Here is a 16,360-nt window from a genome sequence, read left to right as displayed (position 1 = left end):
CTTTAGCTGTCACAACAATATATTAATTATATTATTATTTGATTTTATCTTTTTATTGAGCGATATTTATAAACCTATGAAAACATCAAACTGAGAAATTTAGATTGGAATTTTTCATTTGTAAACCTGAATTAACCATATAACATGAAGCCACACACCGTCCTGGTCATCGATGACGACGCTGATGACAGGATTTTCTTCAGTGAAGCCATTAAAAAAGTCTCGCCTGAGGTAGAGACCCACTACTGCGAAAACGGTATCCAGGCTATTGATTTGCTCTTCACCAAAAAACTTGTCGATCCGGATTATATTTTTCTGGACATGAACATGCCGATGATGAATGGCAAGGAATGTTTGCGTGAGTTGGGGAAACTCATTCACAGGAGCATCACCAAAGTAGTGATCCTCAGTACTTCCGACATGGTGGAAGACGTACAGGAATCCATGGCGCTGGGCGCCCGCCTCTTCCTCACCAAACCGGATTCCTTCGATGCCCTTTGCCGTATTTTGAAAGATGTGCTGGAAGAAAAATGGCAGAAATGCTTCAGATAGTCTTCTTCAGCAAAAAACTGATCCTTCCGTTGGTTTCCATATAAGCCTTCTCTATCTTTTCCAGTGAATCCTGTTTTGTTTCGAGCCGGAGACTTTCCATCAGGTCCGATTTACTTAAAGAAGCCACTTTCATATTGTCCCAGTGAATCTGCCCGTTTTCGCAGAGCAGTAAATGTTTTCCTTTTATCACGTCATTGACCGTGTCATTGGCGGCGCATAACCATGCCACCAGCCGGTTGACCAGCACCATCGTAGCTGATGCCGCTACGGTGGACCAGAACGGCGACGCGCCGATCACTCCTCGTGCCAGGATAGCGCCCAGCATGATAATGATGATCGTGTCGAAGGCGGAACGTTTGCCGAAAATACGCATGCCGCCCAGCCGGATCAGGACAAGGGCGATGAAGAACATGGAAAGGGCGCGTACAGACATCTGCAGAAGGTCCAGTTTCTCTCCGTCACCCCAAAAGACACCAGCGATATCCATATCAAACAAATTTTATCTGCTCGTAGGCGGGAGCGGCATCCAGGTAACCGGCAGGCTTAAACAACCTGCCCTCCAGTCCGTGGTAAGCCGCAAAGAAACCCTCCAATTCCCGCACCAGTTTATCCGGCACCACGTCCAGTTCCTTGTACACGCGGGAGAGAAAAGGCACTGCAATGTACCTGTCCCAGCGCACCTGCATACCGTCAGGCTCATGAACGATCGCTTTAATAGCGCCGATCAACCGGCATTTAATCATACAACCGGTAAATGTTTTAAACTCGGACAACACCATGACATCAAGCGGGTTTCCGTCTTCCGCCCTTGTCCCGGGAATAAAGCCCATATCAAACGGGAACATCATGCCCGCAGGCAATGACTGGCTCATTACAAAGAAGCGCGACACGGGGTCGAAATCATATTTTTCACTGCTCCCTTTGGGTGTTTCAATCACCACATGCAGCTCTTTTATAATCATGAATACGCAATTAACCTGGTCAACGATAAAAGAGATAAATAGGCGGACAGCTGCATCGATCAAAAAAAATACCAATCGAAGGAGTCTGGGTTTAATATTTACATGGCAGGCAAAACAACGTTAAAGACAGCGCCTTCGCCCGGAACGCCCAACGCACGGATACATCCCTTGTGGTTGATAGCGATCTTGTTGCACAGGGCCAGTCCTATACCGGTGCCTTCATAAGCCGTGCGGTTATTGAGCCGTTGAAAAATCTGGAAGATCTTGTTTTCATATATCTGGTTAAAACCGATACCGTTGTCTTTTACAGCAATTTCATAATAGCTGCGGTTGACATCCAGCTCAGTATAGGTCACGAAATCTTCCGGCGTAAGCAGCCGTGCGCTGACACGGATTTCCGGGTCACGGTCTTCTGATGTAAACTTCAGCGCGTTGCCCAGCAGGTTGTACAGCAGCTGGTTCATCTGCAAAGGTATCGCCGGTATGGTTGGCAACGGATCGATCGTCACGGAAGCTTTTTTCTGTCCTACTGTTACTTCGAAATCGTTCAGCACGTGGACCATCACCTCGTTGAGATCAGTAGGCACAAAGGGATCGTCTGTACGGTTAAGCCGGGAGAAGTTGAGCAGGTCATGGATCAGCTGCGACATCCGCCGGGCGCTGATCATCATCTTTTCGATGTATAGCTTTCCGGTGTCGCTGAGCGTGTCCTGCCTGGAATCACAGAGCAGGCCTGCGAACGTATGGATTTTACGCAAAGGCTCCTGCAGGTCATGACTGGTCACAAAGGCAAACTGTTCGAGTTCTTTGTTGGATTTTTCCAGGTAATAATTGGCTTCCGTCAGCTCAAGCGTGCGTTGTGCTACTATTTCCTCCATTTCCTGCGCCACCTTCATATAACGGGCTTCGCTTTCCTGGAGCGCGGAGAACAGCTTTTTCTGTTCGGTGATATCGCGTGCTATTTTGGAAGCGCCTACAATATAGCCCCTGGCGTCCCTGAGCGGAGATACGGTTAAAGAAATATCCAGCAGCCGGCCGTCTTTGGTTCTGCGTTTGGTTTCAAAATGGTCGACCACGATGCCTTTTCTTAAACGGTCTATAATTTCCGTTTCTTCCGATGCCCGCTCTTCCGGTATCAACATCATGATCGACTGCCCGATGGCTTCTTCGCTGGTATATCCGAAAAGTTTTTCCGCACCGGGGTTCCACGTCGTGATGGTACCGTCGAGCGTTTTACTGATAATGGCGTCGTCAGAGCCTTGCACAATAGCGGCCAGCCGGGCCATGTGTATCTGTGCAGCTCTTAATTCCGTGATATCGATCAGCATATTAACGGCGCCGGTTACACGCCCCTGGTCATCCAGGATCGGGTCAGGGTAAGGCTGCACGTGCCTGCGGGAGCCGTCGGGTCTTTCCACGACAATCTCTGCATCCCGGACCGCTTCTCCCGTCTTTAGCGCCTGCGCCATCGGGCAGGTCTCCAGTGGAACGGGCGTTTTACCGTCAACATCAAATATCTTCCAGGAGCCGCACCACAGATCTTGTCCGACCACCGGCGTGCGGCCCCACAGCGCCACTGCCGCTTCATTATACCAGAGGATGCGGCCTTCCGCATCGCAGGTGTAGATAGCGGCCGGAAGCCCCTGTAAAAGATGGCGATAGTATTTTTCGCTGCTCTCCACCCGCTGCAGCGCGTTGATCGTTTCCGTCACGTCCACCGCTACCATCATGATACCGGTGATGCTCCCGCTGTAGCTACGCACGGGATGCAGCACATAATTGAAATACTGTTTGACGGGATTACGCTGACGGATAAACGTTAATTCCTGCGCCTGGGCTTCATAAGGCTCACCGGTTTGCAATACCTTGTCGAGCAGCTCCCGGTACCCGTTGGTATGCAGTACCGGCGCAATGTCCAGCAGGGACTTGCCGATAAGCTCCTCTTCTTCCATGTTTACCGTCTCCAGGTAGCGGCTGTTGGCCAGTTCCACCACATGATCAGGGCCATGCAACAGCAGGATGGCCACCGGCGCCTGCCTGAACAGGTCGCGCAACTGGCTGGCCGCATGGTTGCGGGCTTTGGCAGTGTTAATATTGGCATCCACCCGGGACATCAGTTCGCGGGAAGAGAAAGGTTTGGCCAGGTAATCGTCCGCGCCGGCCCCCAGTCCTTCTACCGTGGCATCTTCGCCTGCGCGGGCAGACAGCAGCAGCACGGGCAGGTGCATGGTGAGAGGGTTCTGTTTCAACAGCTTCACCAGCGCGAAACCATCTATCAGCGGCATCATCACGTCACTGATCACCAGGTCGGGCGGACGGCGGGCAATGGCCTCCAGCGCGGCGGCACCATCCCTGACGGCAATCACTTCAAAATGATCGCCCAGCAATCTCCGGATATATTCCCGCATGTCGGCATTATCATCTGCCAGCAGCACGTAAGGTCTGCCTTCATCCGGACCGGTTGTTTTAGGATGTGCGGGATCGTCCCAGCGGGAAGCTTCTTCCATAAAGGCATAGCGGCTATCCGTGCCGGCATGGCCGGCAGTATGTATTACCTTGTCGGCGGGCAGATGGACATGTCCCAACGGCAGGCTGACGGTAAACACCGTTCCTTCTCCTTCCCGGCTGTTCACCTGTATGGTACCGCCATGAAGCTTTACCAGCTCGTTGACCAGCGACAGCCCGATACCGGTGCCTTCCTGGCTGCGGCCGTTTTTATTCTGCACCCGGTGAAAACGCTGGAACATCTGGGGCAGTTCCGCTTCCGGAATGCCCACACCGGTATCTTCCACGGTCAGCTCCACGTTTTCAGCGTATTCACGCAGGCTGATAGTGATCCGTCCTTCCAGGGTGTATTTAAAAGCGTTGGAGACGAGGTTCAGCACTATTTTCTCCCACATGTCCCTGTCCACATACACGGGCTGGGAAAGATGTTCATAATCAGCGACCAGCGTTACCCCCGCTTTTTTGATGGCAGGTTCGAAGTTGCTCACCAGGTCGCGGGTGAGCGCCGCTATATCCACAGGAGCATAGCTGGCCTGCATCCTGCCGGCTTCTATGCTGGAGAAGTCCAGCAGGGAATTGACCAGTTTCAGCAGCCGCCGCGTATTACGCTGTGCCAGTTGCAACTCCTCCTTCATTCCCTCCGGTAGTTCGCCGGCACGGGCCAGCATATCTTCCAGGGGTCCCAGCATGAGGGACAGCGGCGTCCGGAATTCGTGGCTGATGTTACTGAAGAAAATGGTTTTGGCCCGATCTATCTCCATCAGCGAATTAACCCGCCGTTGTTCTTCTTCATACGCTTTGGTACTGGCAATGGCGCCACCGATTTGATCGGCAACCAGCTGAAAGAATGCAAGGTATTTTTCGTCCGGCTTCCGGTGCGGGTTTAACCCGATGATCAGCACTCCATAATGCGCACCGGAATTGTTATGCTGTACCGGCAGCACCAGCGCCTTGTCCGGCGATAACTTCCAGGAGCCGGAGGGCAGCGGACCGGCCTTGAGCTGCAGCTGCTCCGTCAACAGGGGACTGTTGCGCCGGAGCACCTCTGCCAGCGGCCAGATCAGCGTACTGTCATCCGCGTTCGCCTCCCGGGGAAATACGTTCTCCGGCAGGTCATGGACCGTATAACCCTTCAGATGAGGAACGGCATGATCGATGGCATAGAAAAAAGCGAAAGGAAAATCGTGTTCATTCTCCTGCAGCGCGAGCAGGCTGTTGGTATAAACGTCCTGTACCCGTTTGCTGTTGAGATTATACCTCGCCAGGTCTTTGAGCGTGCGCATCTGCCGTGCCGATAAGATACGATCGGTATCGTCAGTATTGGCGCAGAGGATACCTGCCGGCACGCCGTCGTCGCCGGGGATGGGACTGTACGAAAATGTATAATAGGTTTCTTCCGGGTAGCCGTTGCGTTCCATGATCAGCAGCATGGCCTCGTCGTAGGTGCCTTCATTGTTGTGCAGGCATTGCTCCACGCGCGGCACGATATGGCCCCAGATTTCCGTCCATACTTTATGGGCCGGTTGTCCGAGGCTGGCCGGGTGTTTACCGCCCACGATGGCACGGTAAGCGTCGTTGTAAAAATTGATCAGCTCCGGGCCCCACCATACGAACATGGGCTGGCTGGAAGTGAGAATGATCCTCAGACAGGTTTTCAAACTCTGTGGCCATCCATCTGCCGGACCTATCGACGTCTTCTCCCAGGGATAATTCCGGATCAGCGCACCCGTTTCTCCTCCGCCGGCAAGAAAGGGATACCTGTCTGTATTAACTGTATCAACAATGGCCATCAGCGATATTTCATTTAAATCCGCTATAAATATAAGGATTTAAATGGTCCGGCTCACACGAAATGGTTATGGATCAAGCCGCCACGGCCTTTTTCAGGGAGAGGCGCCACAATCCCGCCGCACAGATAAGACAAACCCCTATCAATATAGACCACAGCATACCAAAGCCCCAACGCTCCGCCACCAGGGCGCCGCCGCCGGGACCTACCACCTGCGCTACCGACCAGGTCAGCGCATAGGCCGCCGCATAACGGCCCCTGTTAGTATCGTTGGAACGGCCCATGATCACCGCATTGATAAAAGGAAACGCCATCATCTCCCCCACCGTAAAAAACACCACTCCCAGGAAAGCCAGTGCAATCGGCACTACCGGGGGAATAATGAAAAACAGGTAACCCGCCGCTGTTACCACCACGCCGCCTATAATATAGTACATAGCTGATTTACGGCTCTCCCAGCGTCTTACCAGCACCATTTCAAACAGCGCGATAATAACGCCGTTCACCCCCAGCAGCAACCCGATCACCGATTCGTTGATATGCCAGTCTTCTTTCCAATAGATAGGCACCAGGCGGAAAATGAGCCCGAAAGAAGCGGTATACACCGTTACCCAGATAAGGAACCGGAACAGGAAAGGATCTTTCCAGATAGGCAGATCGCGGGCGATGCCGCTGACAGCGGACTTGCGCGGAACGCCTTTATAAGCAGGCAATAAAAAGGTAATTAACAGGCCGACGGTGATGTATACACCGCCTTCCACCCAGAACAGCAGGTGATAATTGATGGCTGCCAGTATGCCGCCGAGGGAACTGCCCAACGCCCAGCCCAGGTTCATGGCAAACCGGTTAAGCGAATAGGAACGGGTCAGGTTCTCCGGTTTGGAATAAGCGGCAATAGCTGCCCCATTGGCAGGCCGGAAGGCTTCCGCCACAAAACTCAGGATGACCGTCATCACACACAGCGCCGGGAAATGAGTGATATAACCAAAGGCGATGAACAAAACACCGCCGGTGACGGAAGTAAAAATCTGAACGGCCCGGAAGCCCAGTTTGTCAATAAAATAACCGCTGGCCAGCGATCCCAGTACAGCGCCTACGCCAAACAGGGTGATGATGAGGCCCGCATCTGCAATGTCGCGGTGCAGGTTTTTCGTGAGATAGATGCTCAGAAACGGCGCCACCATGGTGCCCGTACGGTTAATCAATATCACCAGGCTCAGTAACCATGTCTCTCTGCTCAGGCCACTGAAGGAAGACCGGTAGGTCTGCGTAATCTTCGCTATCATTCTCCTTTCGTTGTTTCTTTATGTGATTCGTCGGACCCTTTAAAAAAATATGGTACGCTTTTTAGTATGTAAATTTCACATTATGTAGTTATTTTTAATTAGTCCAGTTTGCAAATTTCAGGTAGACCAGTTCTAATCTTCCTATTTTTTTAGCTTTGCTATATGCCATCATCTATGAGAATTGACTTTAGAAAGCAGCTACAAGCGAAACTCCTGTACCTTGTGGGCCCTCCTGCTGAAGTAACCCTGGAAAACCGCATTTTTAATTCTATGTGCCTCCTAGCAATGGTGGTGAGCATCGTACAGGCGCCTTTCAATTATTTTACCGGCCTCCGGACAACAGGACTGATCTTCATTATCCTGCTGCTGGCCCTGGCGGGCCTGTATTATCTGTCCCGTTTCAAAAACCGGTCAGCACTCAGTATAGCCGTCTCCGTAGTGCTGGTCAACCTCCTGTTTGCCTGGATCTATTTTGTAAGTTCCGGCATTTCCGGCGCCAGCCTGTTGACCTTCACCCTTACTTTCTTCCTGGTGATGATCGTGGCGCCCCCCGGGCAATACGTGATATGGCTGGTGTTTAACCTGCTGCTGGTGACGACCATCATTCTTATCGAGTACTATCATCCTGAGCTGGTGCCTGACATGTATGTCAGCCGCGCATCGAAAATCGTGGACCTCTCCGCCACTTATCTGACCAGCGTACTGGTCATTTTCTTCGGTACCATCTACCTGAAAAATGCGTATAACCGCGAAAAGCAGCAGGGAGAAGAAAAGACGCGGGTGCTCGAAATGCTGAACACGGAAAAGAACAAGCTGTTTTCCATTATCTCCCACGACCTTCGCAGCCCGATGGCTTCCATACAATCTTATCTTGAACTGATGAAAGACATCCAGCTGCCGCCGGAGCAAAAGCTGCAGATGGAAGCGGAACTGCTGGCCATGGTCAATACCACGCAGGACATGCTGTACAATATGCTGCTGTGGTCTAAAGGCCAGCTGCAGGGCCTTACCGTACATCTCGCGCCTGTCAACGTGTTCAAGGCCGTGATGCCGGTGCTCGACATCCACACCACCTTTATCACCAACAAACGATTACACCTGACCACGGATATTGATAAAAACCTCACTGCCATGGCCGACCTCAACATGCTGCAGCTCATTATCCGCAACCTGGTAGGCAATGCCATTAAGTTCACCGCCCCCGGCGGCCAGATCATCCTCGAAGCGCGGCCGGAAAACCGGCAGTGCCTGATCACCATCCGCGATACCGGCACCGGCATAGACCCCAAACGGGTGCCGGAGATCTTCTCACTGAAAGCCCGCTCTACTTTTGGTACAGGCAACGAAAAAGGCATCGGCCTGGGCCTCTACCTGTGCGGAGAATATACCGCAGCGCAGCATGGCCGTATATGGTTCCAGAACAATCCAGACAAGGGTTGCTCGTTTTTTCTGTCATTTCCTTTGGCCTGATCCGAAAAAATTGTACCTTTGCTCCATCATGTGAGAATTACCCACACACATATAACCTTTTGTTCCGCTCCGGAACCCTGGCCATCAGGTCATTTTTCCATTTAGTCATTTAGTTTATTTACTGATTTTAATAAATCATACGGCATGGCCGGTGATTATTTTCTTATCTAAAATTTACACCCATGAAACAAGTAGCTCTCAACGCCGCCCGGAACCTTATTGTTTACAAGACAAACGACACGCATGCTACTGACCGCACAACATATCCATTTTCAACTGCCGCCCAACAGGGTATTATTTGATGACCTGCATTTCACACTGGACAAGAACGAACATGCCGCCATCACCGGCGATAACGGCGCCGGCAAGTCCACCCTGCTGAAAATACTGGCAGGCCAGCTGGCGCCGCAAAGCGGATCGATTGTGCGGAATGCACCGTTGTATTATGTACCACAGCATTTTGGGCAGTTCAACGACCGTACCGTAGCGCAGGTATTGGGCATCGACGCCAAAATACACGCGCTGCAGGCCATCCTGGCCGGCGACACGCAGGAAGCCCATTTCGACGCCCTGGGTGACGACTGGGATATTATGGAGCGCTGCGAACAGCTGTTCGCCCGGTGGAACATCGCCCATATTCCGCTAACGGCCGCCTTTTCACAGCTTAGCGGCGGTGAAAAAACGCGGGCGTTCCTCGCCGGCAGCGACCTCACTGTACCGGCAGCCATCCTGCTGGACGAGCCCACCAATCACCTTGACAAGACCGCACGGGCACAGCTATACGACTGGGTGGCCCGCAACAGCAAATCGCTGCTGATCGTGAGCCACGACCGGCAATTGCTGGAGCTGTGCAGCCCCATCTGGGAGCTGAACAACGCACGGCTGCAGGTGTATGGCGGCAACTACGCCTTCTACGAGAAGAAAAAAGCCGAAGAAACAGCAGCGCTGCAGCAACAGATCGCGCATGCGGAGAAATCGCTGAAAGAGGCGCGGGCTGCGCAGCAACAGGCCTTTGAAAGACAACAGCGGGAAAATGCCCGCGGAAACAAAAGCCGCAGCGAAGGGAACATTCCAAAGATCCTGATGAACGGACGCAGGGACCAGGCCGCCAAAACCACCGCCCGCACCCAGGAGGTGCATGCGGAAAAAGTAGCCGGCTTGCAGGCCACGCTGGACGCCGCTTCGGCCAACGACCAGGTGGCGCGTATCATGAAGGGGCATTTCGCCACGCCGCCGGGACATAAAGGCAAAATACTGGTACAGGCAGAACAGTTGAACTACGCCTGGCCCGATGGAGCGCCCTTATGGCCGCAGCCACTGGATTTTATTATCAAAAGCGGCGACCGGCTGGCTATTGCCGGCAACAATGGCAGCGGTAAGTCTACCCTCATCAAACTTATCACCGGCCAGCTGCCGGCCCAACAGGGACGCCTGTACGTAGCACCATTCAGCAGCCTTGTGCTGGACCAGGACTACAGCAGTATAGACCGCAGCAAGACCGTGAGGCAACAGGCGGCCGCCAGCAACGATATCAAATTGGACGAAGGGAAACTGAATACTATGCTGGTGCGGTTCCTTTTCGGGCCCGACGACTGGGACAAACCCTGCAGCGCGCTGAGCGGCGGAGAAACGCTCCGGCTGGCCCTGTGCTGTATGACGCTCCGCAGCCAGTCGCCCGACATGATCATCCTCGACGAACCGACCAACAACCTGGACCTGACCAACATCCGGATGCTGACACAGATATTCGCCGCGTACCAGGGTACGCTGGTCGTGGTATCGCACGACGCCCGCTTCCTGGAAGAAACGGGCGTCACGGAAATACTACAGCTATAGTTTTAAAATTTTTAAATTTTAAAATTTCAATTGCCCAGTGTTTTCAGGGCGAGGTAAGCCATCAGGCCCGCGCCGGTTTCCAGCGCATGTTCATCGGCATCAAAAGTGGCGGTGTGCAGGCCGGAGACGATGCCGCGGGCCTCGTTGCGCACGCCCAGGCGGTAAAAGCAGGCGTCCGCCTGCTGGGAGTAGTAGGCAAAATCTTCTGCCGCCATCCAGATATCCAGGTCCACCACATTATCCGTGCCCAGGAATTCTTCCGCATGGGTACGGGTAATGCTGGTTAATTTTTCATTGTTGATCAGCACCGGGTATCCCTGATGTATTTCGATGTCACACGTAGCTTCCATGCCTTTCGCAATGGAGATGGCCATCTTTTTGATTTTAGCGTGCGCTTCGCGCCGCCATTTTTCGTCGAGAGAGCGGAAAGTGCCTTCCAGCCTTACCTGGTCGGGGATCACGTTGGTAGCGCCATTCGCCAGCATTTTGCCGAAAGACAGCACAGACGGCAACAGCGGGTTTACACGACGGCTCACGATCTGTTGCAGGGCGATCACGATATGGCAGGCCACCACCACCGGGTCTATCCCCAGGTGAGGCATAGCGCCGTGGCCGCCTTTACCTTTCACTGTTATAAAAATTTCGTCGTTGCTGGCCATATAACGGCCCCCTCTGAATCCTACCTTGCCGGCCGGCAGTTCAGGCATGGTATGCTGCCCCAGCACATGATGCGGACGGGGATTTTCCAGCACGCCCTCTTTGATCATCATACTGGCGCCGCCGGGAATCAGTTCTTCCGCCGGCTGAAAAATGAATTTCACGGTGCCCGCAAAATCTTCCTTCATCCTGCTGAGGATGGTAGCGGTGCCCAATAAAGAGGACGTATGCACGTCATGGCCGCAGGCATGCATCACCCCATCATGCCGGGATTTATAAGGCACCTCATTGAGCTCCCGGATGGGCAGGGCGTCAATATCCGCCCGCAGCGCCACCACCTGGCCGTTTCCCGGCTTGCCGCCCTGCAACAGGGCCACCAGTCCGGTGTTGGCCATGGGTTCAAAAGGGATGCCGAGGTCCTTCAGTTTGCCGGCAATAAAAGCAGCCGTATTCACTTCCTGGTAGGAAAGTTCCGGATGTGCATGAAGATGGCGCCGGTTGGCGATCGTTTCTTCCTGGATACTGCCGGCCAGCTGCCGGATTTTTTCTTTAAGCATTGACAATATTTTTTTCCTTTTCCAGGAAAGCTTTCACGAAACTGTCGTCTGTCAGCTGCGGATAAGCAGCCGTCACACGGTCAATTTCTTCCAGTTGCCCGGGGGATAAAGTTTCAGCTTCATCCAGGCACCAGATACCTTCCAGTAGCCCCTGCCGCCGCAATACCTCGTGGATACCGGCGATAGAGCCGTGGAAAGCATTGGATGGATCGAACAGCGCCGCATTCATATCGGTGACTGCTATTCCTTCCGTCAACAGTTTTCCTGCGCCTGAATAATCCTCAAGTATACACTTTTTTACGCGATCGAAGAGCGGCACTACCTGACTGCTCCAAACAGACCAGTGCCCCAACAGTCCGCCGGCAAACCCTTTGGTCACCTCTCGGCCGTTGACAGTAAAGCGATACGTCGTGAGGAGGTCGGCCACAATATTGTCGTCGTTACCGGTATACAGCGCTATATCCTCACAGCGGGAAGAGTGGCAGACCGCTCTTACCACATCGAGGGTCTGGTAACGGTTGAACGGCGCAGTTTTGATCGCCTTCACGCCGGGTATCTCCACCAGCTGTTCCCAAAAACTATAACTCAGGATACGGCCTCCCACAGAGGGTTGCAGGTAAAAGCCGAAGATGGGAATTATTTCAGATACCGTCCGCACATGGGCTATCAGCTCGCCTTCCGACAAATGGTTTAAGCCACCCAAACTTAGTAAACCCAGATGGTAACCGTATTTCAGTGCCACCCGCGCTTCATCGGCGGCCTGTGCGGTAGGACCACAGAGGCCAGCCACTTTTATAAACGGACGTTTCAGCTGTGCGGCAGCTATTTCTTCCGATGCCAGGCGGAGTACGGTTTCATATAACCCCACTTTGGGATCGCGGATGGCAAACTGGGTGGTGTGTACGCCTACCGCCACGCCACCCACGCCGCTGGCGATGTAATAACGGGTGAGCCGCCGCTGGCGGTACTCATCGAGCCGGCGGTCAGCATCCAGCGCCAGCGGGTGCGCCGGGATAACGGTACCGCTGTATAATAAATCCGGTATCATGATTCGGTTGATTGTAGTAAATGATGGAGAAAATTAAAACTGGCCTTCCCTTTCCTGGAAGTGGGTGGCCTTGGAGATGGTGCGGCCGCCCTGTTCCAGCCAGGCTGCCGTGAGCCCGATCATCTGCTTCAGGGACACTTTCGGATAGCCGAACAGCCGGAAGCTCTCCGCTGCATTGCTTAGTAAGGCAGTGGATTGTTCTTCATTCACGAAAACGGGCTCTTTCCCGAAATGCAGGCCGAACTCCTTCGCGATCCAGCGTACAGGCGCTGTTTCAGGGCCGGTGATATTGAGCAGTTTTGCCGGCGCGGAGCAATGTGCGAAGGCACGCAGCGCCATCTCGTTGGCATCGCCCTGCCAGATAACGTTCACATGTCCCATGCGCAGGTCGATCGGTTTGCCGTCGCGTACAGACTTTGCTATTTCCAGCAGTACGCCGTACTGCAGATCGTTGGCATAGTTCAGCCGGTATATCAGCACCGGCGTACCGTATTGCCGGGAGAAATGCTGAAAGATACGTTCCCTGCCGAGGCATGACTGGCCATACTCCCCTACCGGCGCGGGCGCTACCGACTCGTCTGCACCACCCTGAAATACCGGCGTGAGCGGATATACGTTACCGGTAGAATATACCACAATGCGGGAGTTGCGGTACTTTTCCGCCACCCGTCCGGGCAGGTAGGCGTTCATGGCCCAGGTAAAGGCTTCTTTGCCGGTTGTCCCGAATTTGGTGCCGGCGAGGTACAATACGTTTTTAACGTCCGGCAGTGCGGACAGCTCGTCTTCATTCAGCAGGTCGGCGGCGATGGTTTCGATGCCGTCCTGTTCCAGTTGTTCTTTCAGTCCCGGTTCTGTTAACCGCGACACGCCGATGATCCTGCGGGGCACGCCGGACTGGTCGACGGCCTGTTTGGCCAGCTTCGCCAGGCTGGGACCAATTTTCCCGCCTACGCCTAGCAGAAGGATATCGCCTTCCAGCGCAGCCATCGCCGCCACCAGCTCGTGCGATGGTTGCAGCAGCGATGCTACCGTTGCCTGTATGTTACCTGTCATATGATGGATGGTTTTATGTTGAAAGATGATAAAGCGTTCTAAACCGTATAGCCGTTTAGGTTAGCATTCGCCTCCGATGAAGACGGTGCTTACCCTGATTTGTTCATCAAAGAAAATAATATCTGCGGCCTTTCCTTCCACCAGCGTCCCTGTATGGCCAGCGATGCCGGCGATGGCCGCGGGTGTGGCGGTAGCCATGCGCACCGCCTCCACCAGCGGTACTTCTGCGAGGTTAACCATCGTGCGCACCAGCTGGTCTGCCGTAGCCACACTGCCTGCAAAAGAGCTGCGGTCCGGTAGTTTGGCCACGCCATCTTCCACGATCACGGGGATACCGTTGTCCAGTCCGCCGAGGATGCTTTCTCCCGGCCCCATTCCGGCAGCGCGCATCGCGTCGGTGATGAGGGCCGTTTTTCCCGGGCCTTTTATTTTATAGACCAGTTTCAACAATGGCGCCGGCAGATGTACGCCGTCGGCGATAATCTCCACCGTCATTTCATCGATCAGGTAGGCCGCTTCGATAGCGCCGGCGTAACGGAAAGCATTGCGCCGCGTTACCCCCGACATCGCCGAATACATGTGGGTGATATGCGTATAGCCGTTCTCGTATGCTTCCAGCATTTCTTCGTAGATGGCGTCGGTATGAGCAGCTGCAGCAAGGATACCCCTGGAGCGCAGGTAGCGGCCGAAAGGCAGGGCTCCCGGTAGTTCCGGCGCAGCACTCCAGCGCGTCACCACTTTGGAAGCGGACAACACTTCCATGTACTCCTCCGCATCCGGATGACGGATGTATTTCGGGTCCTGCGCGCCCCGTTGGTTCATGGAAACATAAGGTCCTTCCAGGTGCAACCCCGCAAACCGGGCGCCGGAAGTATTATGTGCCGCTGCCGCTTCATATACTTCAACGGCCTTCAGCAGACTGGCTTTGTCGCTGCTCAATGTTGTCGGCACAATGGATGTAGTGCCAAATTCCCGGTGCTTTTCCGCTACTGCCAGAAAAGCTTCTACCGTGCCGTCCATAAAATCATGACCGCCGCCGCCGTGCACGTGCAGGTCTATAAAACCCGGAGACACATACTGTCCTTTCGCATCCACGACAACGGCATCCGGCATCTCCACATCACGGCCGCTGATGGCGAGGATGCGCCCTCCTTCCGTGACCAGCGTACCATTGCGGATGATCCGGTAAGGGGTGATAATGTGCCCGTTGACAATCTTATACTTTCTCTGTTCCATGTAATTCTTTTTCAGGGTAAACTTTCAACGAACGGGCCACCGGCGTCCAGTGCCTGATCTTATGCCCATAGAAAGCGTAAAATATCAGGTACAGGTAACAGGGAAACAATACCCAGTACGCATGACGCACATCGTAATGGTCCGCGAAATAACCGTATAACGGCGGCAGCATGGCGTTACCGCTTAATCCCATGATCATCAGTGAACCGCCCAGCTTCGTAAAGCGGCCCAGTCCATCCAGTGCCAGCGGCCAGATACCGGCCCATACCAGTGAATTGGCAAAGCCCAGCAGCACTACAAACCAGATGGAGACATCCGCCGTATGTCCCAGCAGCCGGACTTCTCCCCGCATATAAATAATACCGACGGTGAACAGCGCGCCCAATAAAGTACAGATACGCAACGCATTCACCTGGCTGAGGAGTTTAGGAATGGTGACAATTCCCAGCATATAACCGCAGATCGTTACGAACAAGGTGTAGGAAGGAAAAGTCTTGGCTTCCATCAACGGTATATGCATAGACGTGGCATAACCGATAATAGTATCGATGGCCACCACCTGTGTGCCCACGTGGAGAAATATAGCGACGGCGCCGAGGATCAGGTGCGGAAAACCGAAGATGGTCTTCTTACCGGCGTTGGCAGCAGCCACCGCCCCTTCTTCTTTCTCGGTATCGATATCCGGCAGCGGAGAATACCGGACCAGTAATCCTAACAAAAACAACACGATGGCCACCACACTGTAAGGTGTGATCACCCGGCGTATCAGTTCGTCCAGCGCCGCTTCTTTCGCATCGCCGGCCATATGCTGCAGTTGGGCAAACAACGTGCTGTCTGTAGGCTTCAGGATCACGGCGGCAAAAATCAGCGGCGCGATAATACCTGCGCCTTTATTGCAGATGCCCATGATACTGATACGCTGTGCCGCGCTTTCTTTCGGGCCCAGGATGGTGATATAGGGATTGGCGGCCGTCTGCAGCACAGCCAGTCCCAGCCCGATTGTGAAGAGTCCCAGCAGGAATACTTCGTACGTACGGGTGAACGCTGCCGGGACAAAGATAGCAGCGCCCAGCGCCATGGTCCAGAACCCCAGCATAATCCCCTTCTTGAAGCCTACTGCTTTCAGCAGGTAAGAGGAAGGCACCGACATGATGAAGTAGGAAATATAAAAAGCGAAGGCCACGAGATAAGACTGAAAGTTCGTCAGCTCGCAGGCGATCTTGAAGTACGGTATCAGAATGGCGTTCACCCAGGTAACAAAGCCGAAGATAAAAAACAGCATCCCGATAATGAGGATGGAGATAACAGTATCCCTGCGGCTTAGCTGTCCCGGATCTACCCGGTTAGTGTTTTGCATAAATTACGAATTACGAATTACGAATTACGAATTAAGCGCTTACTGACAGAAT

General features: G+C 53.6%; 12 protein-coding genes. 3 read left to right on the top strand and 9 right to left on the bottom strand.

From position 1 onward, the window contains the following. The first annotated feature begins 144 nt into the window (after positions 1–144). Positions 145–552 (top strand): response regulator, encoded by a 408-nt coding sequence (locus tag HF324_RS11845; protein ID WP_168859847.1) that lies wholly within the window; start codon positions 145–147, stop codon positions 550–552. On the opposite strand, the gene HF324_RS11840 is transcribed toward HF324_RS11845, so the two are convergent. The 4 genes from HF324_RS11840 to HF324_RS11825 all read right to left on the bottom strand — a co-directional run bounded on the left by HF324_RS11840 (position 545) and on the right by HF324_RS11825 (position 7,094). Continuing rightward, positions 545–1,039 carry a DUF421 domain-containing protein gene (locus HF324_RS11840; protein ID WP_168802662.1) on the bottom strand — a complete coding sequence of 165 codons (495 nt, stop codon included), beginning with the start codon at positions 1,037–1,039 and terminating at the stop codon, positions 545–547. The genes HF324_RS11845 and HF324_RS11840 overlap by 8 nt on opposite strands. Position 1,040: 1 nt before the next feature. After that, complete coding sequence (locus HF324_RS11835) at positions 1,041–1,514, bottom strand: inorganic diphosphatase (RefSeq protein ID WP_168802661.1); 474 nt, start codon at positions 1,512–1,514, stop codon at positions 1,041–1,043. Between the two features lie 98 nt (positions 1,515–1,612). After that, complete coding sequence (locus tag HF324_RS11830; RefSeq protein WP_168802660.1) at positions 1,613–5,809, bottom strand: PAS domain S-box protein; 4,197 nt, start codon at positions 5,807–5,809, stop codon at positions 1,613–1,615. A gap of 73 nt (positions 5,810–5,882) precedes the next feature. Next, on the bottom strand, positions 5,883–7,094 hold the full coding sequence (locus tag HF324_RS11825; RefSeq protein ID WP_168859846.1) for an MDR family MFS transporter: 1,212 nt from the start codon (positions 7,092–7,094) through the stop codon (positions 5,883–5,885). 270 nt (positions 7,095–7,364) lie between these two features. Between HF324_RS11825 and HF324_RS11820 the strand changes: the two genes are divergently transcribed. Further along, positions 7,365–8,564, top strand: a complete 1,200-nt coding sequence (locus tag HF324_RS11820) for a sensor histidine kinase (protein ID WP_168859845.1) — start codon at positions 7,365–7,367, stop codon at positions 8,562–8,564. A 243-nt stretch (positions 8,565–8,807) separates the two neighbouring features. Then, complete coding sequence (locus HF324_RS11815; RefSeq protein WP_168859844.1) at positions 8,808–10,400, top strand: ABC-F family ATP-binding cassette domain-containing protein; 1,593 nt, start codon at positions 8,808–8,810, stop codon at positions 10,398–10,400. A 26-nt stretch (positions 10,401–10,426) separates the two neighbouring features. On the opposite strand, the gene HF324_RS11810 is transcribed toward HF324_RS11815, so the two are convergent. From HF324_RS11810 to HF324_RS11790, 5 genes are read right to left on the bottom strand one after another with little or no spacing between them, the layout of a single operon-like run. Then, positions 10,427–11,614, bottom strand: coding sequence for a M20 metallopeptidase family protein (locus HF324_RS11810; protein ID WP_168859843.1), 1,188 nt, complete (start codon positions 11,612–11,614; stop codon positions 10,427–10,429). Further along, a complete protein-coding gene (locus HF324_RS11805) occupies positions 11,607–12,662 on the bottom strand; it encodes a dihydrodipicolinate synthase family protein (protein WP_168802655.1) in 1,056 nt (351 codons plus the stop codon). Before HF324_RS11805 ends, HF324_RS11810 begins: the two co-directional genes overlap by 8 nt. Positions 12,663–12,695: 33 nt before the next feature. Further along, positions 12,696–13,715, bottom strand: a complete 1,020-nt coding sequence (locus HF324_RS11800; protein ID WP_168859842.1) for an NAD-dependent epimerase/dehydratase family protein — start codon at positions 13,713–13,715, stop codon at positions 12,696–12,698. Between the two features lie 60 nt (positions 13,716–13,775). Next, positions 13,776–14,951: an N-acetylglucosamine-6-phosphate deacetylase gene (gene nagA / locus HF324_RS11795; RefSeq protein WP_168802653.1), complete on the bottom strand. Its 1,176-nt coding sequence runs from the start codon at positions 14,949–14,951 to the stop codon at positions 13,776–13,778. Next, entirely contained in the window at positions 14,932–16,308 is a 1,377-nt protein-coding gene (locus tag HF324_RS11790) for a sugar MFS transporter (protein ID WP_168802652.1), read from the bottom strand. The genes nagA and HF324_RS11790 overlap by 20 nt, the downstream gene beginning before the upstream one ends. Positions 16,309–16,360: the final 52 nt, after the last annotated feature.

The sequence above is a fragment of the Chitinophaga oryzae genome, assembly GCF_012516375.2.
In the GTDB taxonomy this organism is placed as follows: domain Bacteria; phylum Bacteroidota; class Bacteroidia; order Chitinophagales; family Chitinophagaceae; genus Chitinophaga; species Chitinophaga oryzae.
This window is presented reverse-complemented; position numbering and strand designations above follow the sequence as displayed.